Genomic DNA, 25,355 nt, shown 5'->3' on the forward strand with positions numbered 1-25,355 from the left:
AGAAGTCAAAGAGAATTTATTTTCATGCCTGATCCTGCTTCATTCTTGCAAGCATAGCTACAAAAGCTCCTGCCGAGATCGCATCGCCTATCCCAACCGTTGCTTTGGGTTTATCTACCACTTTGGAAGGAATTAAAACCGCATCATGGTCAGGCCCATAGAGGTATCCGTATTCGAACTCCTCAGGGGTACAGAGTTTCTTCCCTACGCAGTAAACCTTGAAGTTCTCCAGGTCTTCCAGGCCTTTACTTGAAACCGGGACCTCCAACCCTGCTTCTACGCCCTCAAGATTCTCAATTTTTCCTTTAAGAGCTTTGGCACCGGCTAAGGTTGAGGAAAAGAGCAAAGCATCCCGATGTTCTTTAAGTGTAAGAGGATGGCCTTTTGCAAGGATACAGATGTAAAAGCCAAGAGAATGCACATGGACCCTTTCAAGCGACAGGTCCTTTAAAAGCTGGACAGCCCCCTGGTAAAGCGAGGTTATCCCGGTCTCTTCTTTTCTTATCACGGAATAAGAGAGTTCTTCATGTCCCAGGACGTTGAGGGCATTTGCCACTTCTACGGTATCGAGACCCAGGGAATGAACATGTTTGGCAACAATTTCAGTCAGTATAGCCCTTCTGATTACCCGGTTCTGAATGGATGTAAGTTCTACATGAATACGAAGTTCAGGGTTTAAAGCCTTGAGTTTCTCAATAGCTTTCAGGGAATGCGAAACATAGTCCTTATACGTAGACCCATCTTCGTACTGCTCTTTTATCATCTGGTAACCTGAAAGCATTGCCCCATCAATTGGAAAAAGTGAGTCCAGGTGCTCATAGATTTCTCTGTCCATGTCAAGACGTATCCATTTGGGGCGGGAGGAGATTATAAGGCGGTTATCTCTTGGAATCTGGAATTTTCTTCCACCGCAGGTTACTTCCATGCCTTTGGAATACTCAAAGATCCAGTTGACTTTTGACTCGGTTCCGGGTTTGAAGGCTTCTCGTGGGGGTTTAAGTACGACATTTCCATCTTCTACCTTAGGGTGCAGAAGATTGTCAGAATCCACAAAATATTCTGCCTGTTCTTCAGAAAGCCAGGGAATATACGCCACCACTTTTTTTATCCTTAGGCGGGCAAGAAGATTGGAAATTATCCCTGCCTGGCCTCCCATGCGTGCATAATCAAAACCCAGATTCTCTTTCAACCATTCATGAATATCTGAGGTATGAGTAGGAATTTCAGCAGCTTTTCCTTCTCGCATGGAAATAAGCAGGCGAGCCATAAAATCAAGAGGTTCTTTTATTTCTCTAGGATATGTTTCAACTCTTGCCTGAACGTCAGCCTCATTAAAGAGCCCTATAAGCATAGACAGTTCTTTGTCTGTAAGGTGCTTGATAGCATCGATATTACTGTTATAAGCTACAAACATACCTTCCAGATAAGGAAGGGCTTTTTTGACATTGTAAAAAGCGTCATTGTGACGCTGTTCCCATTCTTGTATATTCACTTGATAAACCCCCTGGAAATATTGATCTGAATCATAGATCTAAACCTGAAATAATTTTCAGGGATTGGGGAAAAAACGGATTTTTCCCCAAGTAATTTTGCTTAAATTTCGAATTAATCTTGTTTACATTTTTTATGCCCTTTATACCTGTTTTCAGTCCTGTAGTCAGTAATGTAATTTCAGTCCTTTAGTCAGTAATGTACTGCAGTAAGTCGTATAATGGGTTAAACCTGTAGTCAACACTGCACCAGACTATGTTTCATCATTAAGTCGTATATTCAGAGTTAATCCTGACATAATCATAGGTCAGATCGCAACCCCAGGCTATTGCCTGTTCCTTTCCCAGATTAAGGTCAAGGGTAATGACAATTTCTTCATTTGCCATTATTTTTTTCAAAAGCTCTAGATCCGAAGAACTGGAAATCTCGCCGGAATTTACAAGTTCAACCTCTTCTCCTCCTCCTGAAAAAGAGAGAGCAAGCCTTTCCTGTTCAAGTTCCGAACCTGAGTAGCCTGCAGCGGCTACAACCCTTCCCCAGTTGGGGTCCTTTCCGAAAATTGCAGACTTAACCAGAGGAGAACGTACAATTGCCTTTGCAGCAAGTTTAGCGTCCTCGTGTGTTTTTGCGCCAACTACCCTAGCTTCAATAAGTTTTGTAGCACCTTCTCCATCTTTTGCCATTTTCTTGGCAAGCTCGGTGAAGACGTAAATCAGCCCCTCCTCAAAGTCATCCAGACAGTCCATACAGGGCTTGACTCCAGACTTGCAGGTGGAAGTAAGGAGTACCATGTCGTTTGTACTTGTATCCCCGTCCACCACAACCATATTGAAAGTTTTATCCACTGCTATTCTGAGAGCAGCATCCAGGACGTCGGCAGGCACTTTCGCATCGGTATATGCAAAACAGAGCATAGTTCCCATATTGGGCTCGATCATCCCCGAACCTTTGGCAATGGCTCCTATCCTGATCCCGCAGTCCATCTCAATAGCTACTTCTTTTACGACTCTATCCGTAGTCATCATTGCTTTTGCAGCTTCACGGCTGCACTCAGGAGAACTGCCCAGACCATTGAGGACTTCAGGAAGATGTTCCGTGATTAAGGAAACATCAAGCCTTCTGCCAATTACCCCTGTCGAGGCAACTGCAACCGTGTCAGCTTCAAGATCAAGTTTCTGGGCAAGTACGGATGCCATTTCCATAGCATCCAGAAAGCCGTCATCACCTGTAAAGGCGTTAGCATTTCCGCTATTTACAATTAATCCCGAAAGACGGTGATGAGTCTCGATTACTCCCTTACTAAGGGTAACCGGAGCTGCTGTGACCTTATTTTTTGTAAAAACGCCTGCTGCCGGCCCCTTTGCAAGAATAACAGTCAATCCCAGTTTTCCGGCTTTAATTCCGTTTGCAGATACGCCTTTTACTGCACAGATTCCACCTTCGATTTCTTTCATGAAAGACTCTCCTTTTTCCTCAGAGCTTTGCAAGACCTTTGATAATATCGCCGCGAGTAATGATTCCCACCACGCGGTTGTCCTCAGTTACAGGAAGCCTGTTGATCCTGTGCCTTATCATATGCTCGGATGCCTCTTCAATCGATGCCTCGGAAGAGATCGTGTGCACATTCCTTATCATAATCTCTTCTATCTTTGTGGAACCCACATCAGAGAGCATCTTCTTCGTTTCTTCCCAGCCAAGAAGTTCCCTGATAGGAACCTCTATAACCTCAAAGGGACTTGGAAGCCAGAGTTCCCCCTTTTCGGGGAGTATCAGCAGTTTTAGCAGGTCCGCCTCACTTATAATTCCTACAAGCTCTTCACCTTCAAGGACAGGTGCTCCACTCACATTGTTTTCTTTCAGGATTCTTGCCGTTTCCCGGACTGTATCATCAGGCTTGCAGAAAACAACGTTCGGGTTCATGACATCTTTTACCTTCATCTGACTATACCCCTTGAGACAAATTTTATTCTTTAATTTAATCCGTCACCAGTTATATTTTCTTGCTTTGGTTATGCTTACGGAGCCGTAGCAGGCATCCAGAGCCCACATGTCTCATCCAGCCCGAACATGAGGTTCATATTTTGGATAGCCTGTCCTGAAGCGCCTTTGACCAGGTTATCGATTGCTGAAAGCACGACAACCCTGTTATTTTCTTTATCCGCTTCAAAGCTTATATCGCAGAAGTTAGAACCTCTGACTGCAGTTAGGGAAGGAACTCCTGAAGGGAACCTTATAAACGGCCTGTCCCTGTAAAATTCCTCGTAAATCGTCTTTAAGTCGTCCGTGGAGAGTGTCTCCTTTGTAAAGAGGTGAGCAGTTGTAAAGATTCCCCTGATAGATGGAATTACGTGTGGAGTGAAATTAATGTTCCTGAGCTTTCCTTCAAGCCCGGTCAGTTCCTGGACAATTTCAGCTCTGTGCCTGTGGGCTGTAAGTTTGTATGGGATGATATTTTCCGCCAGGTTTGGATAATGTGAGTTTTGAGTGGGCGAGATCCCTGCTCCTGAGATTCCTGTCTTGGAATCAAAAACCGCAATATCGATAAGTCCAGCTGCTGCAAGCGGTGCTGCTGCAAGAATTGAACCTGTAGGAAAACATCCTGGGTTTGCCACGAAATTCTCTTTTGCAACTTCGGGGTGGAGCTCTACAAGCCCGTAAACGGCATTCCTTGGGTCACTATGCTTTATCCCGTAGATTTTCTCAAATTCCGAGGTTTCAAGCCTATAGTCTGCGCTAAGGTCAACAACCTTAGTGTTGCCATCAAGCAGTTCAGGTACATAGTTCATGGCAGATCCGTGAGGTACTGCAAGAAAGACTACATCACAGCGCTCCCTGATATCTTCAGAATCAGGATTTTCATAATTTAGGTCGAGAAAACCTTCAAGATGCCTATGGGTGCTCGTTACGGGCTTCCCTGCCAGGCTTCGGGAAGTTGCCAGCTCCAGCTTAACATTTGGGTGGTTAACGAGCAAGCGCAGAAGTTCTCCTCCCGTATATCCCGAAGCTCCTATTATTCCAGCCTTGATCATAAGTGTCACTGCCTGTGTAATACTAATACAAGATAATTAAATTTGTTATTGGAAATTTGTTATTGGAAAAGTCAAATATAAAATCTGTTTTGGTTATTTATTGATGTCACGGGATCTGCTCGAAAAGCTGGCTCCGGCTGCAGAGCCATATCTTTTTCTTCTTAAATACAGTTTTTCAAAGGAGATATCAGCTTGTAATCAATATCATTAGATATTCTTTTCATAATTGAATTATAAAGGAAATTAAATATGAGCTCTTGTAATCGAATTAGAAAGTGAGTTAGATGTGTTGAGTTAGATATGCTTGTTCATAAACAGATCTCAAAGAAAACCTACTTGAGAATTGAGAATTTTTCCTGAAAGCTTCTGCCTTGAGTCCATACCTACTGCTGATTACCTATCGTAAAGGATCAGAAGTTTAATTTCCGCGGCCTAGAGCATCTAGTTAGAAGCCGCCTAATCATAAGGTAGTCATATAAAGGAAATTCCCCAAATTTATTAGTAAATTAAATTGTGAAGGTTTTCTTTCATTATTTTATAGAGAACGATTCATATAATTTTAAATTAGTAAGACTTAAATTTTTTAATATATAAATATATTCCAGATGAGAATTGCTAAGGCACTTAGCGCCGGAAACGGAAAGTTCACAGGTAGTTCACAGGTAAATGATTTTATCTTTAGAGAATCTTTTACTATATAGGAAAATTTGCTATATACCTCTTAAGTTTCAGGAAGAAAAAAAATCATGAATAAGAAGAAGACAATATATCTTGCAGGCCCCCTCTTCAGCCATGCAGAACTTGATTATAACCGTAAACTGAAGGATTTACTGCTCAGGAAAGGCTTTTCGGTTTTTTTGCCCCAGGAAGATGCAGAGGATACCATAAACGAACGCGAAAAACTGAACCAGGAGTGTATTTTCAATAAATGTGTAGAAGGTGTGGACGGTTCTGATATTGTAGTTGCAGTCCTTGATGGTGTAGATGTAGACTCAGGAACTGCCTGGGAGATAGGCTACGCTTATGCAAAGGAAAAGCCGGTTATCGGGGTTCGAACAGATTTTCGTTCTCTCTCCGACGGAATTGTTAACCTTATGGTAGAGATGGCTATAGTCTCCCTTGCAAAGAATGAAGACGAACTGCTGAAAATAATAGAAAAATTCCGGTAACTATTACTGGCTTCTAACTGTTTCTGTTCCCTAAAGTTTTGGTCCCAACTTTTCTTTGGTCCCAACCTTCTTTTCCCAGAGCTACTTTTGACCTGAACTACTTTTTCCGTTCATCAGAATTTACTCTTGAAGACAAAATCACAGATAACATATCAGGAAATCAAATTTGTGTTGGCGCACTCCATTCTCCCCACTATCCATTAAATTACGGACCACTTTTTTGAACTCCTGTTCATATGTAACAAAGTCTTTATGGATAAGAGGAATTCAAAGCGCCTCAGACTGTGCATAAACCAGGTAAGGAATAATGTCATGGGAACCACGCCTCTGAATTCCCCTGAAGTTCAGAAGATGGGAGACCTTCAAAAGGTGGGATACCTCAAAACCTTTCGAGAGTGCCCTATAACATGCGAGACAACCATCCTTTCCGCCGGTCCATGAAACAATCACATGACCTGTATATTTCTTGCTTTCATTGATATTGCTTTCATTGATATTGCTTTCATTGATATTGCTTTCATTGATATTGCTTTCATTGATATTGCTTTCATTGATATTGCTTTCATTGATATTGCTTTCATTGATATTGCTTTCATTGATATTGCTTTCATTGATATTGCTCTTATCGATATTGTTTTCATCGATATGGCTTTTATCGTTCGTAGTTGAAGTTAGGAAAGCACGATTATCCGTGAGCGGAAACAAAGAGAATGAAGAGGAGTTATAAAGATGACCCATATAATAATGAAGTGTTAAAATCTTCTCTTCTTAATTAAATATGTAATTATCAAATTGAAATTAGTTGATAAAAGATCAGCAGAAGCTAAAATCTATAACGATTATTAAGTAAAAAAATTTTAATATAGTATGCCTGACATAGTAACTACTGGAGGTTAAAATAGTGACCTTTGTGAACGGCTATACTTTTAGAAAAGTGAAAACTTCACATGGGCCTGATATGTACGTCTCCAGATATGGGAAGCTGGTAAAGATCGTGCCATTCAGTCCACAGGTGGAGTTCTCCGAAAAATACACCAGTGACTTGATCCACCAAATCGAGTCAATGGAGTGAAATAATAACAAGTTATTCCGACTTTTTCTTTTTGATTCGGACCTATTTTTGTGAAAGCCTCTTTTCAGGCCGAAGCTCTTTCGGTCTGGCATTTTTTAGACTATTTTCACTATATATATAACTTGTGCTTTCTATAATTTTTTATACACAGTTTTTACGCTCAGGAATTTACAGGAATTTTCAGGTTAGAGTACCTGGTTTATGAAAGCATTTGTTAACTTTACATAGGTAAAAGAAGAATTAACAAATAGAAATCCGATAAAATGATCTTCAATTAAAGAGAAAAGTATAAATGTTAGAAATTAATGGGAAACCAGCAAGTTAATCCGAGTATAAGGAAAATCGATAAACTGGCCCAATATAAAAGAAAGTCGATTAATTGCTCCAAAATATAAAGGAAAGTTGATGAATTGATCAGAAGCTACAGGAAAACCGATCTTGAAGAAATGGTAAGGATCTGGTACGAAGCCTCCATTAGTGCCCATTTCTTTATCCCTGCCTCGTTCTGGGCTTCGCAAAAGAACACAATGAAGGAGAAGTACTTTCCACTCGCCGAAAACTTTGTTTTTGAGGAAAAAGGACAGATCGCAGGATTCATCTCCCTTGTTGGAGAACATGTCTGCGCCCTTTTCGTAGCGCCGGACATGCAGGGTCGAGGAATTGGCAGAGCTTTTCTCAAATATGCAAAGGCCCTGAAAGGAAGGCTCTCTCTCAAAGTTTACAGGGAAAACGAGAGTGCCCTTCACTTTTATGAAAAGTGTGGGTTTGTGGCGGCTGGCGAAGAGGTTGATGAGTATACAGGTTGCGCGCAGATTTTGATGGAATGGAAATAAAATCAGGGAAATCCAAAAATAGAAAGGATAGAAAAGATCCGTTTTGACGGGCTGGAGATTTAAACACGTTATTTTGATGAACTGAGAGACTTAAATGCATTCTGACAGTGGGAACCATAAAAAAGACTGAAATCAAAGTTGCGCTGGCGCACCCCGCAGCAAGTTAGCGGGGTATTAGAATGAAATAAAAAACTATGGGACTTACTAACTCTTCTTACTAACTCTTCTTACTAACTCTTCTTACTAACTCTTCCTACTCTAACTCTTCTTACTAACTCTTCCTACTCTAACTCTTCTTACTAACTCTTCTTACTAACTCTTCTTACTAACTCTTCTTACTCTAACTCTTATTCTTAGCAAAATATTGCTATTGACAGAAAATAGCGATCAAAAGATTGACTGCAGAACTTTCTGAGCAATTCAGAAAATCAGCGGAGCCGGAGAAGAAAATTAAAGAAAACCTGCAGGGCTTGGGTATAAACTCTGATTAGTCGTTAGAAATTGATAGATTGATCATCAGTTAAGGAATTTCTACCTGAATTTTTTTGATTGAACTCTGTTCCAGCTCATGTTATTTTAATATTATATACAACTGCATACATCTTCGGTTAAGTGAAGAATCATGGCAAATTACGTCAATTTCCTCAACATTTGCCAAATATTTTAATAAATAATGAGCTGGAACAAGGTATCGATTTCATGTAAACATGTCAAAATTTAAGGCCGGCTTCTAATATAAAATCGATAATAAAGTCGATAATAAAATCGATAGCTTTCAGGCAAGAAAATTCCCTAACCGATGACCAATGTATACAGCTGTTATGGAAATGAACAGGATTTTCATGATCCTTCAGCTCTGAAGATGCATGGAAATCAATATAAATTAATAACCAGATAGCAGTCATATGAACCATGATGAAGACAGTAAAGTTGGTGAAGATGAGTTATCCTTGTCCGAGTTTCTCGTGCCGGATACAACGGAGATAAAGGAAATAAAAAGTATTTACGAGAATGAATACGAATATAGCGAGTATCTGAGTGAAATCGAGATTTCAATTGCCGAATATTACTACAACTATAACCGAAAGTTAACGGATAAAGATGTCATAAAGGCATTGAAGAATATCAAGCTAAACCGCGACAAGCAAATTAGTTTCTTTGAAAAAGCCCTTGAAAAAAAAATTGTAAAAAGCCTTGTCGAACCTCTTGAGGAAAACCTGCTTTTCGACCATGAATTCACCCTTGTCATTGACTATGTTTTGTGGGTCATTGATAACAGGTCCTGGATTGAGGACAAACAAGCTTATGTTAAGTGGATCACATATGTCCTTGGCTTTTTTTCAGAGGAAGAAGAGAAAAAATACGAAAGGCAGTTCAAAAGATTTGCACGCAAAATGGGCATATCCGGGGCTCAGGTTGATATGCTTCTCATGAAAAAAGAAATGGCTGATGATTTCTTTGACGAGGAAGATATTTTTGGAGAAAGCTTATTAGAAGTGCTTGATCCAGACGAAATTTTTAGCGAGGAAAGAACAGCAGATGACCTTGAAACCGGTTTCTTTTTAATGAATGATGATGAAAAATTCGATTTCTTGCTGGACAAAGGCCCGGATTATGTTGAACTTGTCCAAGACTATGTCACGGAACTTGCGGAAAAAGAAGAGTTTGAGAAAATTCAGGACTTTTACAAAAAGTTCAATGAAAAGAATAAAAACTTTTTCCCTCTGCATTTTATTGTTGGGTCTGCCTACCTTAACAATGACCCTGCTCTTGCAATATCCTATTTTGAGAAAACTCTGAAGGCTACTGAAGATTCCGAAGAATTCCCCCCGGAAATGAGAGAGGAACTGAAAAGATATATGGATATTCTAACAAAACTCCTCCTTGAAGAAGCTACTGAAAAAGTTGAGGAAAAAGTCGTTGAAAGCAAAAAAAGCAAAAGGAGCCGGAAATCTGGAAAAAAAGCCTCAAAAAATAATTCTAAAAGCGAAAAAGTCTAATATTTTTCGTTTTAAATCTTGTCATGTTCAGTGAGATTTTCGATAAACGACCTGCATTTGAATGGTAAGCTTCTGCTTTACCATATTTTTCAATTCCCAAGTTTCGCTTCCCGAGTTCCACTTCCCGAGTTCCGCCTCGGGAGCACGATGCCCTTTTCGCTGCGCTCAAGAGGGCTGAATTATAAATATCTCTGACCCGTACAACCATATCACCATACCTGGTTTTTCTTATCACGCTCGACGAAGGAGAGCGGTCTTTCCGATAATATCATAAAAGAAGAAACAGAGAACTAAACGCCGGCCTGCTAAAAACGAAATGCAAAAGGTCTTTACAAGTTGATTTAATTTGTAACATAAGATATTTATTTATAATTTATATTGAACTTGTGTTCCCCTATTGACAGAGAGCCTTACTAAATATAGTCTAAGATGAGAGAATGAATCAAGAGCTTATACTTGAGAATCTAAATGGTTTTGAATTTGAAGAACTTATAGCAGATATCTTTAGGAAGAAGGGATTTAAAAACGTAGTAGTCACACAACGTACAAACGACGGTGGAAAAGATATCATAATGGATGAAGTTTCTCCTTATGGAGAAATAATTAAAGCTGTAGTGGAGTGTAAGCATCATAAAAATGGGATAGGAAGACCTGTAGTTCAAAAATTACATTCTGCTGTATCTACCTTAGAATACTCTGGAAAGAAAAAAGGGTATATTGTATCTTCCAGTACTTTTACTGATACTGCTGTTGATTATGTAGAAAAAGTAAACAAACAATCAAACAATTTGGTATTAGAACTAATTGATGGTAAGAAATTAAAAGAAATTGCATGTGATTTAGGTGTAAATTTAAAAAATGGTGTTATAGAAGCAATTAGTAATAAAAGCGTATCTTATTCTTCAGAATCATTTATTAAAACAAGCACTTTAGAGTCTAATTTTAACAATGTTAATAATATAAAAAAAGATCAAGTTTCAGTTGAAGATTTAAAAACCACATTTCATCCAATTTATTATATCAATTATGATGTAGATTCACAGTGCTCCACCTCTGTAGGAGTAATACATGAAGAATCAGGAAACGGACAGTTAATAATTGATGGTAGAACCGGCAATGAATTGAGAAAAGAACTTAGAAACTTTCTTTTAAAAAACATAAACAATGAAAAAGAAATTACAAATGGTAGTTGTTTACAATATAAATTAGAGTTTCAAAAAAATGAAAATGAGTTGAAAAATCAAGCAATTTCAGAAATCATTAATTCACGCACAAAAAACGTAACTTATAAAGGAAAAAATAATGTTACTTACAACAAAAAATGTACTCCAAGACCCAAAGATATTACTATCCATGACTGTAGATCATTGTATTATCCTGAATGGACTTTAAACATCAAAGCTAAACAAAAAAACTATATTGTATCATTTTTAGAATCAGCTGGAGACTTTATTAAATTAAGAAACGATACAAAAGTTTGTCAAATCTGCAATCATAAAATTGAAAAAAATAGATGGTATTGCACATATTGTGGGTCTATCATTTGTAAAAAACACCTTAAAGTAACAAGACTTAGAAAAGCAAGGATTTGCACCAATTGTTCTATAACTAAAAGTTTTTTTGGCGCTAAAAAATATTTTGAGTCTAATGAGGAACTCGAAACTTTCAATAATTACTATGCATCATTGCCTCTGTATAAAAAAATATGGGAAAATTCTTACCTTGTATATTCTATTGTATTCATAATTATAATTGGACTTTATTTTTTGTTTTTGAATTAACAAAAATTTCTAAAAATTAAACCTATTTAATAATAGATCTCATCCAAAACCAATTTAGTTTCAATTTAAAAAGTATCACAGTTAATTCATCCTAGATTCGGCAGGTAAACATATATGTTAATATAATTATAGACCCCTTGAAAAATGATTAGTTTTTAAGGGATATTAAACCTTATTTGCCAAATATAATGTAGTGTCAGCCCTCTCCCAGTTAAGGTACATTCATTAAATGATCTATTTGCTGTTTAAATGACTTAAGTACTTTAATTGGTAAATTAAACGTTGATTTATCCCTACTTTTAACATTGAATTTTGTATGGATGAAAATGACATCATATGCCTTATTTATAAATAAACATAAATTGTAAAAGAATAAAGTATTTATCTCACTTTTTTATTGATTTAAAAGAGTATTATAGATTATTTATTTAAAAAATTGATTTTTAAAGTGTACCTTAATTGGGGAAACTCTAAATGCATACCTATCATTTAAAATAAGCATTGTATGCCCTTAGTTTTGGTACTGATTTGGAAGGACCCTATATTCTTATGTACATAATATTGAACTGTTCTCGTTATGGTTGCCTTTTCTCCGATAAAAAATCAGAACTTTCATTCAAAAAAGAAAGGAGGAAAACAGCTTTATTCGGCTGCCTCCGCCCAGAAGGTTATTGTCCTTTTCTATTCCCAGATCCTACATAATCAGCTGGATATGAGAAAGTTTTTCTCTATTTCCCTTCGTTCTTTCATTCCTTTTCCCATACATTCCTTTTTTCCTTTAAGCAACTGTTTTTGTTACAATTTTATGTAATTTTTATATATTCTGTTTTTGTTACCGTGTTCTTGCCTTTAACATTCTTTACTGTCAAGTTAACAGTATATGTTCCTGCCTTGGAATACTTGTGAATCGGATTCTGGTGGAATGACTTTGATCCGTCTCCAAAATCCCACCTCCATTTAGCAGGTATTCCTGTGCTTGTGTCAGTAAAAGTAACCTTTAATGGTGCTTTTCCTGATGTTGGATTCGCAGAAAAGTTTGCAACCGGTTTTGTTATTACTTTTATATATTCTGTTTTTGTTACCGTGTTCTTGCCTTTAGCATTCTTTACCGTCAAGTTAACAGTATATGTTCCTGCCTTTGAATATTTATGAACCGGATTCTGAAGGAATGACTTTGATCCATCTCCAAAATCCCATCTCCATTTAGCAGGTATTCCTGTGCTTGTGTCAGTAAATTTAACCTTTAATGGCATTTTTCCTGAGGTTGGAGTTGCAGAAAAGTTTGCAACCGGTTTTGTTATCACTTTTATATATTCTGTTTTTGTTACCGTGTTCTTGCCTTTAGCATTCTTTACTGTCAAGTTAACAGTATATTCCCCTGCTTTTGAATACTTATGAATCGGATTCTGGAAGTATGACTTTGATCCATCTCCAAAGTTCCAGAACCAGGAAGTTGGAGAGCCAGTACTTGTATCAGTAAATTTAACCTTTAATGGTGTTTTTCCGGAAGTAGGCGAGGCTGTAAATGCAGCTACTGGCTTTGCTGAAGATTGGCTACCAACATTAATGTACCCAGTTTTTACCTCCGAATCGCTTCCATCCTCGTTGGAAACCGTAAGGTTGACAGTGTAGGTACCGGCTGCAGTGTAAGTATGAGCAGGGTTCTGCTCGGTAACGTTAGTACCATCTCCGAAGTCCCAGAGCCAGGAAGTAGGTGAACCAGTCGACTGATCCGTAAAGTTGACAATGAGAGGCACAGTACCGCTCGTTACATCAGCTATGAATGCAGCAACCGGTTCTGCAGGCGTAGATGGTTCGGATACTGTGATATAATCGGTCTTTACCTCGGAATCGGTCCCGTTTGCATTTGCAACCGTAAGGTTGACAGTGTAAGTACCGGCTGAAGTATATGTATACGAGGGGTTCTGCTCAGTTGAGTCTATAGTTCCGTCGTTATTAAAGTCCCATTCCCATGTATCCGGCGATCTGGTGGACAGGTCGGTGAAATTCACAATCATAGGTCCGATTCCCGATGTCACGTCGGCCTCAAAGTCCGCCACCGGTGCCTCTGTCAGCGGGTAACAGGCGACGCCGTTCCACGTCGGTGTGGTGAAGCCGGTAGCGCTTTCGTAGTAGTACGCCACTAAGTTGGTGCACCCAGATGCCCATCTGCTGCCCATCGTCGGAGCGTTGCCCATGAACGTCATGGATGTCAGGGCGGTACAGCTGCGGAACGCACTGCTGCCGATGCTGGTGACATTGTTTCCTATGGTCACAGAGGTAAGATTGGTGCAGTCGCGGAACGCGCTACCACCAATGCTGGTGACGCTGTCCGGGATGGCTATCAAGGTCAGGGCAGTGCAGCCATAGAACGCACTGCTGCCGATGCTGGTGACATTATTTCCTATAGTTACAGTTGTCAGTCCAGAGCAGTCGCTGAATGCAATGTCGCCGATTGTTGTGACGCTGTCCGGGATGGTTACAGTTGTCAGTGCAGAGCATTGGCGGAACGCACTGCTACTAATGCTGGTGACATTGTTTCCTATGGTAACCGATGTCAGGGAGGTGCAGCCATAAAACGCACTGCTGCCGATGCTGGTAACATTATTTCCTATAGGCACAGAGGTAAGATAGGTGCAGCCATAAAACGCACTGCTGCCGATGCTGGTAACATTATTTCCTATAGGCACAATTGTCAGTCCGGAGCAGTCGCGGAACGCACTGTCGCCGATTGTTGTGACGCTGTCCGGGATGGTTACCGAACCGGTCTTTCCTGATGGACATTGTATCAACGTTGTGATGTCCTTGTTGTACAAGACTCCATCGATGCTAGCGTATATACTGTTGTCGTTATCGACATCGATCGCGGTCAGAGCAGAGCAACCAGAGAACGCAGAACTGTCTATGTTCGTAACCCCGCTGCCGATGGTCACAGTTGTCAGTCTGGAGCAGTCCTGGAACGCATAGTCGAGGATGGTTGTGACGCTGTCCGGGATGGTTACAGTTGTCAGGGCAGAGCATTGGCGGAACGCAGAATTACCTATGCTGGTGACACCGCTACCGATGTTCACTGAGGTAATGGAGATGCAGCCCTGGAACGCACTGCTGCCAATTTTGGTGACGCTGTCCGGGATGGTCACAGAGGTCAGGGCAGCGCAGCCCTGGAACGCATAGCTGCCGATGCTGATGACATTATTTCCTATGGTCACAGAGGTAAGGGCGATGCAGTCGCAGAACGCAGAATTGCCGATGCTGGTGACATTGTTTCCTATGTTCACCGAGGTAATGGAGATGCAGCCCTGGAATGCGCTGGTGCCGATTGTTGTGACGCTGTCCGGGATGGTCACAGAGGTCAGGGCAGTGCAGCCGTAGAAAGCGCTGTCGCCGATTGTTGTGACGCTGTCCGGGATGGTTACCGAACCGGTCTTTCCTGATGGACATTGTATCAACGTTGTGATGTCCTTGTTGTACAAGACCCCGTCGATGCTAGCGTACATACTGTTGTCGTTATCGACATCGATCGCGGTCAGAGCAGAGCAATCAGAGAACACAGAATTGTCTATGCTCGTAACCCCACTTCCGATGGTCACTGTTGTTAGTCCGGAGCAGTCTGGGAACACATAGCTGCTGATGGTTGTGACGCTGTTCGGGATGGCTACAGAACCGGTCTTTCCTGACGGACATCGTATCAAAGTTGTGACGTCTTTGTTGTACAAGACTCCATCGATGCTAGTGTACACACTGTTGTCGGCATCGACATCGATCGCGGTCAGAGCAGAGCAATCAGAGAACGCAAAACTGCTGCTGCTCGTAACCCCGCCGATGCTCGTAACCCCGCCTCCGATGGTAACTATTGTCAGTCCAGAGCAGCCGCAGAACGCAGAGCTACCGATGCTGGTGACGCTGTCCGGGATGGCTACAGTTGTCAGAGCAGAGCAGCTTCGGAACGCGCTGGTGCCGATGTTGATGACACCGTCCGGGATGGTCACTGTTGTCAGAGCGGAGCAACCTTGGAACGCGCTGGCACCGATATTAGTGACACCGCTACCGATTTTCACTGTGGTCACCGAAGGACAGTTATAGAACGCCCCGTCGCTAATTGCTGTGACACCGCTGCCAATGGCCAATGTGGTCAGAGCAGAGCAACTAGAGAACGCATACTTGCCAATACTGATAACGCTGTTCGGGATGGTCATAGCTGTCAGAGCGGAGCAGCTCATGAATGCATAATCGCCTATGTTTGTGACGCTGTTCGGGATGGTCACTGTTGTCAGAGCGGAGCAACCCTGGAATGCGCTGGTGCCGATAGTAGTGACAGGCAGTCCCTCGATCTCCGCGGGTATGATGACAATACCATCTGACCCTATGTATTTAGTGATGGTGATAGAGCTGCCGTCACTGGTGTAGGTAAAATCACTGGCAGGAGAGGCCTGCTCTTTCACGATGATGTAGTCGCTCTTGACTTCGTCACCGCTTCCTGCAGGGTTGCTCACCGTCAGATTGACGGTGTATGTTCCCGCGGTCGTATATGTGTAGCTCGGATTCTGCATCGTACTGTCAATTGTACCGTCATTGTTGAAGTCCCACTGCCAGGAGGACGGCGAGTTCGTAGACAGGTCAGTGAACTGCACGCTGCTTCCTATTAAAGTAGTCACTGGGTCAGCTGAGAAATCAGCCATAGGTGGCAAATATTCCACTGAGATCAGATTGACCCTGGTGACAGTATCCGAAGCCGCCAGGTTAGAGGCGGTCATAGTCACTGTATAGTTACCAGCGGCATTATATGTCCAGGGGGGATTCTGCTCGTACGAGTCGATTATGCCATCGGACTCGAAGTCCCAGGCCCAGCTGACTGGTCTGTTGGTGGTAAGGTCAGTGAACTGCACGGTCAGCGGAGCGGAGCCGCTGGTCACATCAACGGAGAAATCGGCTACCGGTGAGTCCGGCAGGACGGGGACAATGTAATCGGCCTTGGTTTCGGTGTTCGATCCACCGGTGTTGGATACCGTCAATGAGACAGTGTATGTGCCGGGGGCCTCGTAGGTGAACGAGGGGTTCTGCTCAGTTGAGTCCACAATCCCATCGTTATCGAAATCCCAGGCATAGTCAAGTATTACACCAGTGCTCTCATCATGGAACTGTACCGTAAGCGGTGCGGTTCCGGAGGTCACATCGGCAGTGAAGTTAGCCACTGGTGCACTAACCACACCAATGTTGATGACGCCAACCGCCTCCAGGTCTAATCCGCCTGAACCCCAGGTCACCCAGCCATCATAGATGGGGTTGCCCTGGGAGTCCTTGAAGTCCCCGCTGCCCGGAATATCCACTATTCGGACATAGTTGATGGAGTTAAGGTCTACGCTCCCATTCAGCACTTCGGGTGCCTGCGCAAGGTTGCTCAGGTCAAAGGGTGTGCCCCAGGAATCACCATAAGCATTGACATGCTTCCCTACCAGGTTGTATACATCGGTGGGGTCTATACTCCCATATCCGCCTACTTGTCCGGAAGTCAGGGATATCGAGGGGAAGCGCGCAAAGACGATGCCGTCAGTGGATACCTCCACATAAGCTAGCTCGGCGAATATGCTCTCCGTGCCTGAGACGATGAAACCGTTCTCAAAAACCGCCAGGTCCGGTCCTTCGCCGTTAGCGATGGGCAAGTCGAACCCGAGGGTTACGGATCCAGGTAGTTCGCCTGCATTTATCTGATCTTGATCTAGATCTCCCAGGCTGACAATGTCAAAGTTATCGCCGGTCACCGGACCGAGGGCCTTGCTCGGATCGGAAAACGGTGGCCCGATGCTCTGGTTAGCTGGAGAGTAGTCCACGACCGTGCTGGCCCAGGTTATAAATATAGGATTCACATTGCCGCAGTCGGTCTTGCCGTCACCGTTCGGACCTACGAAACCTGGTATCCCCGGATCGGGGGCTCCGGGATTGGTGTTCTCCAGTGCGGTAGAATAAATATTGAGGATGGTCCCGTTGACGGTCACAGTGTCATCGCCTGTGGTATTTACCGTCCATGCAAATTCCTCCTCACTGGCAGATTCACCGGCAACATAGCTTGGTCCGTAGTCATAGGTACCGGATACCGTTTCGTCGGGCACTGTGACACTGTAAGTTATGGTGTCAGTGACTCCGGTGAGGTTGACTGTGCCGTAAAAATCCAGGAATGTATAATCTTCCTCGGAAGTGTTCCAGATGTAACGTCCACTGTCAACTTCAGTAAGATTCCAGTCTGCAGGAAGGGCTTCATGTATTACGATGGAATCCTCGTCAGTATTGAAGGAAACTGTAAGGGTTACATTGTAGGTATTTCCGTCAGATACTTCTGAGGGAGTAATCGTTCTTGTTATTGTTGCTTCACCGGTAGCAACAGCTGGCATGGCCAGCATTGCTATGGAAAGTAAAAGCATGACTGTTGTCAGAACAAAAAACCTTTTTTTTTGCATTTCTATTCCTCTTTTTTCATAGGGGATTCAGTCTACCTGCGCGGAAATTTCCGGACCCCCGAAGATTTGGTAATCGGTTTGCTCGGGCAGGAAATTTTTTTGGTTCAAGGATTTTCGGACCTTTGAAGAAAGCAGGAAGCTACTGAATTTTGTTATTCTGTTTTTTATTCTCGCGGATTTTGAGGATTCCGGGATCAGCCGGTTTTGAACTACTTAGCTGTAGAACCTTAATTTGACAGAAGCATATATATTATAATGTATAAATGGGCTTCAAGCTTCGGTTTTCTTTATACAATTTAAATTTATAAATTATGTTTATAGATTTTTGATATATTTCATATTACCAAAAGGTAATGTGCCAATGCAATGTGTTTTTTGTAATAAAAACTGTATTAATTAATAAAATTTGTCAAATTAGTGGTAGAAAGTTTCGGTGACCTAACAGATAATGATAGCATTTCAAAATCCGGAAAAATGCCGAATATGAAAAACACAGCTCGAATTAAAATTCGCCCTTTAAGCAAAAATGCTTCAATACTTGTCAAGATCTTTGGTGAAGGGCATACCTAACTTTCAGTTCGTTTAAAACAAATTTCAGGCAAGAGCCGTGTATAGGAAATAAGTGCTTTTAGTTTCTTTTTTGAGATCCTCCTATGTTTTTATGGGGTTGGCGGTTGTTCTGGGCGAAAGAATCGGGCCTTATTTTTTGTATGGTGAGGCTATCGAATCAGATTTCGGACCTTTTTGAAGCGTCAGACCAACCGAATTATTTAGGAATTTTCGTATCTTAGCTGGATACAATTCTTAATATGGAATGACTTTGTCTAAATGTTCCAAGCTTTTCAGAAATATTTTATTTAGCTAATTAGATACAATTAAACAGATTAATATTTGTAGCTTCTACAAATAAAAATCTTTGGCTAATTATTCTTATCCTTATGGATAACACGTTCCTTCAAGACCCTGAAGGAATGAAGGAAATTTTTCAGATTCTATTCCTGATTTATTTTCACCGTCTATCCGTTTCCCTGTTATTGAGCATGCTCCGGTTTCTGCTGTTGTTGACTCAAATAAATTTCTGTTTCAGTTCGACTTTTCAGGAGTTTTTCGTCGATCTTGGATATGTTATATCAGCAGGGACAGCAACAGAGCAAAATATTGGAATTATCACATACATAAAAAATACTTTAATATCGTGTAAAAAGAAAACAAATTGGATAAAAAATCTATGTGGGTACAAATTGTTAATGCTTGATGACACTGCTTTTAGTTTTCCTTCATAAGTTCTTGGACACACAATATTCTTATGTACACAATATTGAACTGTTCTCGTTATGGTTGCCTTTTCTCCGATAAAAAATCAGAACTTTCATTCAAAAAAGAAAGGAGGAAAACAGCTTTATTCGGCTGCCTCCTCCCAGAAGGTTATCATCCCTTTTTATTCCCAGATCCTGCATAATCAGCTGGATATGAGAAAGTTTTTCTCTATTTCCCTTCGTTCTTTCATTCCTTTTCCCGTACATTTCTTTTTTCCTTTAAGCAACCGGTTTTGTTACAATTTTATGTAATTTTTATATATTCTGTTTTTGTTACCGTGTTACGTCCTGCTGCATTCTTTACTGTTAAGTTAACCGTATATGTTCCTGCCTTTGAATACTTGTGAATCGGATTCTGGTGGAATGAATCTGATCCATCTCCAAAGTCCCAGCTCCATTTAGCAGGTATTCCTGTACTTGTGTCAGTAAATTTAACCTTTAATGGTGCTTTTCCTGATGTAACACTGCTGTTGAAGTTTGCAACCGGTTTTGTAATCACTTTTATATATTCTGTTTTTGTTACCGTGTTTTTGCCTTTAGCATTCTTTACTGTCAAGTTAACAGTATATGTTCCTGCTTTTGAATATTTGTGAACCGGATTCTGAAGGAATGACTTTGCTCCGTCTCCAAAGTCCCATCTCCATTTAGCAGGGATTCCTGTGCTTGTGTCAGTAAAAGTAACCTTTAATGGTGCTTTTCCTGAGGTTGGACTCGCAGAAAAGTTTGCCACAGGTTTTGTAATCACTTTTATATATTCTGTTTTTGTTACCGTGTTCTTGCCTTTAGCATTCTTTACTGTCAAGTTAACAGTATATATTCCTGCCTTTGAATACTTGTGAACAGGATTCTGTAGGAATGACTTTGACCCGTCTCCAAATTTCCAGAACCAGGAAGTTGGAGAGCCAGTGCTTGTGTCAGTAAATTTAACCTTTAATGGCGTTTTTCCTGAAGTAGGCGACGCAGTAAATGCAGCTACCGGCTTTGCTGAAGATTGGCTACCAACATTAATGTACCCAGTCTTCACCTCTGAATCACTCCCTTTTGCATTTGTAACCGTAAGGTTGACAGTGTAGGTACCGGTTGCATTATAGGTATGCGAAGGGTTCTGCTCAGTTGAGTCCACAGTTCCGTCGTTATTAAAGTCCCACGAATAGGACGAAACGGTGCCTGTGGACTGGTCGGTGAAATTGACTGTCAATGGCGCATTACCTGATGTTATGTCTGCAGAGAAGTCAGCAACAGGCGAAGAGAGAGAGTCCTTGAAGGCATAGACTTTCTGATCCGCTCCGATACTGAAAAGCATACCGTCCGAAAGTGCTGGGGTAGATCCTGCATGTGGAGTGTGCCAGGCTACTTCTCCCGTAAAGGCGTCCAGAGCATAGAGGTCATTGTAACCGAAGTATCCGTTGCCTTCGGTTCCGACGTAGACAAGCCCGTCAGCTACCGCAACAGAACATGTCCAGCCTCCTATTCCCCCGTTCTCTCCTGTCAGGGAAGGGGTTTCCCAGACTTTTTCTCCCGTACTTGCGTTGAAGCAGTAGGTCTGCACATTGGAAAAACCAGAGCAGCCTCCACAAACATAGACATTTCCGTAGGCAAATGCAGGAGTTGAGTCTGTCCTTTCGATATTTTGCTGCCAGATTATGCTCCCGTCAACAGCGTCCAGGGCAAGAAGGTCTCCGTCTCCGTAGAAGTTGTAGGTTGTCAGGTAGAGGACCCCGTCTTTATAAGCAGGGGATCCACAGAAATTCTGTTCTATATTATTAATGTGCCATACCTGATCTCCTGTTACTGCGTCCACGCAGTAAGCATGGCCTGCATAAGAAGTCCCATATCCCCAGCTTGTCAGGTAGAACTTTCCGTCCGCGTATGCAGGGACGGACTGAGCATCTCCGACGACTTCAAAACTCCAGAGCAAGTATCCGGTGTATTCGTCAAGACAGTAATAATGGCTTCCATCCCAATCGCTAAAGATTACCATACCATCCGCAATAGCAGGTCCACTATTAACCGCACCCTGACTTCCCACAGTATCATTGAAACACCAGATTTTTTCTCCGGTTTCTGCGTCGTAACAGCCAAGTTCGGGGCCAGTGGCCGTAAAGACCATGCCGTCATCATAAGCAGGGGAAGCCCACGAACCGTATACGGCTTTCGGAATGCTGACGTTCCACAGAATATCTCCACTAAATTCGTCCAAGGCTACTAACTGGGGAATATCCTCCGTGCTCTCTTCCATTCCTGCGGTCCCGCATATCACAAAGACTTTTCCTCCGGCCGCAACAGGGGAGGAACTGCTGATTGCATCAATGTCCTCACTTATCCACTCGGTCTGATTGGTCTTGGGCCCGCTTTCTGAGTAGCCAAGGTGGTCAACCTTTCCATGGAACTGGTACCAGGAATTCTCAGGAATGGACTCGTTTTTCTGCTCTTCAACATAATTTGAGTAGGGAAGGACCAGAGGGTACTTATCAGTTCCTGCATCAGCAGTGTAAGCCGTATCCCCTATACCGTCCCCATTTGAGTCGCTTCCTGCGTAGTCATCGTAGTAATTACCTATATACCCTGTCAGTTTTGTTCCATTCCAGACATATTCTACTGGTTCGGAGCTCTGGAAGAATGAGTCTGACCCTCCGGATATATGGTCGTTTGAACCTCCCATTTTCTTTCCATTGTTGTTGATGAAGGTGTTCTTATAGATCCGGTTGTCTCCTGTGCTATCAAGAACAGCTGCAAAGTCCCAGCAGTTGGAAATATTATTCTGCCGGAGAGTGTTTTCAGTTCCCTGTAACCATACCCCTTCGGCGCAGTCATCTATAAGGTTGTCTTCTATCAGTACGTTCTTTGCATTGACGTTAATTGCAAAGCACATCTCTTCGGTCCCTGTAATTTCAAAGCCGCTGAACTCAACGCCGTCAGCACTTATGGTTACGCCTGAAGAGTCTATGAAACCCGAAGCGTTCAGGACAGGGTCCTTGATGCCTTTTAGAGTCAGATTCTTGTCGATGGTCAGGACTTCGTGATACTCCCCGGGATATACCTTGATGATGTCTCCGGAATCGGCTGAATTAATAGCTGCCTGGATAGACTCCCCTCTTTTAATCGGCCAGGTAGTCGGAACTTTGACTGCGTAAATGTAGTCTTCGGCAACTTTTTTATCCGTCCCGTGTTCGTTCTGGACGGTAAGGGTCACTGTGTAAGTACCTTCTGCAGTATAGGTATGGACCGGGTTTACTTCAGTTGAAGTGTTTCCGTCCCCAAAGTCCCAGAGGAATTTGTTGGCGTTAAAGGATCTGTCTTTGAATGAAACAGTCAGAGGAAAAGAACCTGTCTGTTTGTCCGAACTGAAGTTTGCTTCTGGAGGAAGAGCCTCGCCCTGTCCGATGCAGTACAGGTATCCATTATCTGTTCCGTAGTAGACCTTTCCGTCGGAAAGAGCTGCACCCTGCAGGGTGTATGCAGAATCCTCCGGTGGGTTGTAGTGCCATGCAAGGGTCCCGTCAGGGTTCAGGCAGTAAATCGAGCCGTCAACTATGGCTTCTGTGAAATAGATGTACGGATCGCCATTCTCTACCGAAAGAACAGGTGAAGACTTTACTCCTCCGCTAATCGGAGTTTCCCAGATTACAGTTCCATCGGAATCGTTCAGGCAGAACATTGACCCGGTCTCGCCGTGTTCTCCATGTCCCACATAAACTCTTCCATCATACACAACAGGGGTAGATGTCGAAAAGCCAATTGAGGTTGCCCATCCACTATCAAGGAACTGCCCTGTATCAGGGTTAAACCCTACTTTGAAGCAGTAACCTGTTTCCTGTCCTCTTTCCGAAGAGGTGTACAGGGCACCTTCAGCGTAGGTTACGGAGCTTCGGAACATTCCAGGGTCGGAAAGTGCAAAAGAGATGTCGGAACTCTTGCTGAAGTCAACCTCATCTACGAAGGTACCTGTATCTTTTTCGAGGCAGACCATTTTACCTTCGAAGACCGGGTAGACCAGGTAATTTCCGACAACTACTGCCCCGCTCCAGAGAAAACCTGACATGTTATTGTTTTCATGCTTCCAGACAAGGTTTCCGCTGTCGTCGTAGCAGTAGTAGTATTTGGTTCCGGTTCCTCCTTCAAGCCCGTCTCCGATGTAGAGTTTGTGGTCAGAATATGTGATTGGACACTCCAGGTTGCCGTCGGTTACGTGTGCTTTCCAGAGCTCGTTTCCGTTTTCCTGGTCAAAAGCGTAGAGATTTCCTTCCATGGTAGGGACAAACAGTGTTCCGTTCCCGATGGCGGGGGTCGAGGTTTGTGTCAGGTCTCCGCCAAGTTCCTTTGACCAGATAAGGTCTCCGGTCTCTTTGTTAAATGCCCAGACAGAAGCGTTTCCGGCAGTTACGAAAACCGTATTTCCGGAAATCACTGGCGGGACATTTATGCCTCCGCTCCCGCAGGGTTCCTGCTCCGAAGAAGTCAGATTCTGCCAGAGGAGTTCCGGGTCCTGGGTTGGGACAGAATTGAATGTGTATCCGGTATGAGAGCTGTCTTTCTGGAACTGAGACCATCCGGATTCAGTAACCGTTTCGCTTACCGTAATATAGTTGGTTTTTGTTTCGGTGTCGGAACCCCCGTCACCTGTGACCGTCAGGCTGACGGTGTAAGTTCCTGTGCTGTTATAGATATGGCTCGGGTTTGTCTCGTTTGAGTCCACGGTTCCGTCTGAATCAAAGTCCCAGGCCCAGGAAGTTATTCCATCGCCTGAGGATAGGTCCGTGAACTGGACTGTCAGTGGTGCTGTACCGCTTGTCACATTCGCTGTGAAATTGGCAACTGGAGCTCCGGAAAGTGGTTCGCTTACGACGATGCACTCTGTCTTTACTTCAGAATCGCTTCCATCTGCATTTGCAACCGTAAGGTTGACGGTATAGTTTCCGGCTGATGCATATACATGTGAGGGGTTCTGCTCGGTATCAGTCGAATTGTCTCCAAAGTCCCATAGCCAGGATGTAGGTGTATTTGTGGACTGGTCAGTAAAATTAACCGTGAGAGGAGCATTGCCAGAAGTCGGTGTTGCTGAAAAGCCTGCAACTGGAGCTGAAGGCGTTTCGTGCGTTTCTGAACTCCCGTAGTTTTCATTTGAAGATATTAGCGGATCGTAGTCAGTGCCGAAACTGGAAGGCACAGTATAAGACATGTCACCGATTCCGTTTCCGTCACTGTCAGACCCTGAGTAGGCAGTGCCCCAGTAGTTGCCCAGGTATCCGGTGTGGGTTGTACCGTTGTAAGTGTATTCCATGGGTTCAGTGGAATTCCAATAGGTTATAGCTGGAGGTGTACCGGACATACCAGAAGTGTTCGCGAAATTGTTCAGGTATATTTTATTGCCATCACCCGCATTTTTCACAACGTTTATAGCAATTCCATTTGAAACTATATTGTTTCTTACTATAGTATTATTCTTTGCAGTTGTTGAATAAAGTGCAATTGCTGCTCCTATATCGTTCAGGAAGGTGTTGTTTGCAACTGTGGAATTTTCCCCTCTTAGATAAACTGGATTGCAGTTGTTGAAAATATTGTTTTCAATAATATTTTCAGTTGCTGTATTTGGGATATATAGAGAAAAAGCTGATGTAATATTTGAAACAATATTATTTTTAAAAGTATTGTTTTTTCCACCAATGCTAATACCAGAATCAGAGCAATCATCAAATACACAATTTCTAACTATGCAGTCATTAGCGTTAATACTTATTGGACTCATTGGAACATTAATTGCCACATTTTGAATGATACAACCCGGACTTTGGTAGATTGTGATTCCGTTAGGTTTTTGCCCAGCAGTTTTTAGCATTCCTGTGAAATTCTCTATTACACAATTTGGTGCTGCCCCGTTACTTCCTCCTACACCTAATATCTGGCTATTGGACTTAATAATCACTCCATCTCTGCTCTCACCCTTGAATGTTAGATTCGGCACTTTAATAATTTTATTATCGCCGATCTCATATACTCCATTCATGACAAAGATAGTATCTCCGTCTGCACAATTGTCCAGAGCATCTAAGATTTCCTGAGATGTGTCTACATTCCAGGTCTTTGCCGATGCTGGTGACACTACCATTATTGAACTTAATATTACAATTATAAAAATATAATATATTGTTTTCATATTACCGCCTTACTTTTAGAACCTGCTACGAAATTATCTATGCCAACTGATCGTACAT

Annotated in this window: 11 protein-coding genes; 4 read left to right on the forward strand and 7 right to left on the reverse strand. The window is 42.4% G+C overall.

All coding sequences use genetic code 11. The annotated features are described in order from the left end of the window. Positions 1–22: 22 nt before the first annotated feature. The 4 genes from pfkC to argC all read right to left on the reverse strand — a co-directional run bounded on the left by pfkC (position 23) and on the right by argC (position 4,520). Positions 23–1,492 (reverse strand): ADP-specific phosphofructokinase, encoded by a 1,470-nt coding sequence (pfkC, locus tag MSBRW_RS14645; protein ID WP_011306984.1) that lies wholly within the window; start codon positions 1,490–1,492, stop codon positions 23–25. Between the two features lie 265 nt (positions 1,493–1,757). Then, positions 1,758–2,945, reverse strand: a complete 1,188-nt coding sequence (gene argJ, locus MSBRW_RS14650) for a bifunctional ornithine acetyltransferase/N-acetylglutamate synthase (protein ID WP_011306983.1) — start codon at positions 2,943–2,945, stop codon at positions 1,758–1,760. A 19-nt stretch (positions 2,946–2,964) separates the two neighbouring features. After that, positions 2,965–3,429: a CBS domain-containing protein gene (locus MSBRW_RS14655; protein WP_011306982.1), complete on the reverse strand. Its 465-nt coding sequence runs from the start codon at positions 3,427–3,429 to the stop codon at positions 2,965–2,967. A 77-nt stretch (positions 3,430–3,506) separates the two neighbouring features. Further along, positions 3,507–4,520 carry an N-acetyl-gamma-glutamyl-phosphate reductase gene (gene argC / locus MSBRW_RS14660; RefSeq protein WP_011306981.1) on the reverse strand — a complete coding sequence of 338 codons (1,014 nt, stop codon included), beginning with the start codon at positions 4,518–4,520 and terminating at the stop codon, positions 3,507–3,509. Between the two features lie 746 nt (positions 4,521–5,266). On the opposite strand from argC, the gene MSBRW_RS14665 reads away from it, so the two are divergent. Beyond that, positions 5,267–5,689, forward strand: coding sequence for a nucleoside 2-deoxyribosyltransferase (locus MSBRW_RS14665; protein ID WP_011306980.1), 423 nt, complete (start codon positions 5,267–5,269; stop codon positions 5,687–5,689). Positions 5,690–5,956: 267 nt separating this feature from the next. Here the strand turns inward: MSBRW_RS14665 and MSBRW_RS23030 are convergent, their stop codons facing one another. Then, a complete protein-coding gene (locus tag MSBRW_RS23030) occupies positions 5,957–6,427 on the reverse strand; it encodes a hypothetical protein (protein ID WP_011306979.1) in 471 nt (156 codons plus the stop codon). A gap of 744 nt (positions 6,428–7,171) precedes the next feature. Between MSBRW_RS23030 and MSBRW_RS14675 the strand changes: the two genes are divergently transcribed. The 3 genes from MSBRW_RS14675 to MSBRW_RS14695 all read left to right on the forward strand — a co-directional run bounded on the left by MSBRW_RS14675 (position 7,172) and on the right by MSBRW_RS14695 (position 11,375). Further along, positions 7,172–7,594: an N-acetyltransferase gene (locus MSBRW_RS14675; protein ID WP_011306978.1), complete on the forward strand. Its 423-nt coding sequence runs from the start codon at positions 7,172–7,174 to the stop codon at positions 7,592–7,594. Positions 7,595–8,499: 905 nt separating this feature from the next. Continuing rightward, the gene (locus tag MSBRW_RS14685; protein WP_011306977.1) at positions 8,500–9,594 is read left to right on the forward strand and encodes a hypothetical protein; all 1,095 of its coding nucleotides are present in this window, start codon (positions 8,500–8,502) and stop codon (positions 9,592–9,594) included. Positions 9,595–10,031: 437 nt separating this feature from the next. Continuing rightward, on the forward strand, positions 10,032–11,375 hold the full coding sequence (locus MSBRW_RS14695; protein WP_011306976.1) for a restriction endonuclease: 1,344 nt from the start codon (positions 10,032–10,034) through the stop codon (positions 11,373–11,375). 803 nt (positions 11,376–12,178) lie between these two features. Here the strand turns inward: MSBRW_RS14695 and MSBRW_RS14705 are convergent. Next, complete coding sequence (locus MSBRW_RS14705) at positions 12,179–17,827, reverse strand: leucine-rich repeat protein (RefSeq protein ID WP_011306975.1); 5,649 nt, start codon at positions 17,825–17,827, stop codon at positions 12,179–12,181. 1,560 nt (positions 17,828–19,387) lie between these two features. Further along, positions 19,388–25,249: a PKD domain-containing protein gene (locus MSBRW_RS14710; protein ID WP_230669779.1), complete on the reverse strand. Its 5,862-nt coding sequence runs from the start codon at positions 25,247–25,249 to the stop codon at positions 19,388–19,390. Positions 25,250–25,355: the final 106 nt, after the last annotated feature.

The organism is Methanosarcina barkeri str. Wiesmoor (assembly GCF_000969985.1).
GTDB lineage: Archaea > Halobacteriota > Methanosarcinia > Methanosarcinales > Methanosarcinaceae > Methanosarcina > Methanosarcina barkeri_B.

Excerpts from the sequence above, each read along its gene's own strand:
- MSBRW_RS14665 (WP_011306980.1), top strand. The coding sequence starts at position 5,267 with ATGAATAAGAAGAAGACAATATATCTTGCAGGCCCCCTCTTCAGCCAT.
- MSBRW_RS14705 (WP_011306975.1), bottom strand. The coding sequence starts at position 17,827 with ATGCAAAAAAAAAGGTTTTTTGTTCTGACAACAGTCATGCTTTTACTT.
- MSBRW_RS14685 (WP_011306977.1), top strand. The coding sequence starts at position 8,500 with ATGAACCATGATGAAGACAGTAAAGTTGGTGAAGATGAGTTATCCTTG.
- argC (WP_011306981.1), bottom strand. The coding sequence starts at position 4,520 with ATGATCAAGGCTGGAATAATAGGAGCTTCGGGATATACGGGAGGAGAA.
- MSBRW_RS14655 (WP_011306982.1), bottom strand. The coding sequence starts at position 3,429 with ATGAAGGTAAAAGATGTCATGAACCCGAACGTTGTTTTCTGCAAGCCT.
- MSBRW_RS23030 (WP_011306979.1), bottom strand. The coding sequence starts at position 6,427 with ATGGGTCATCTTTATAACTCCTCTTCATTCTCTTTGTTTCCGCTCACG.
- MSBRW_RS14710 (WP_230669779.1), bottom strand. The coding sequence starts at position 25,249 with ATGGTAGTGTCACCAGCATCGGCAAAGACCTGGAATGTAGACACATCT.
- MSBRW_RS14695 (WP_011306976.1), top strand. The coding sequence starts at position 10,032 with ATGAATCAAGAGCTTATACTTGAGAATCTAAATGGTTTTGAATTTGAA.
- argJ (WP_011306983.1), bottom strand. The coding sequence starts at position 2,945 with ATGAAAGAAATCGAAGGTGGAATCTGTGCAGTAAAAGGCGTATCTGCA.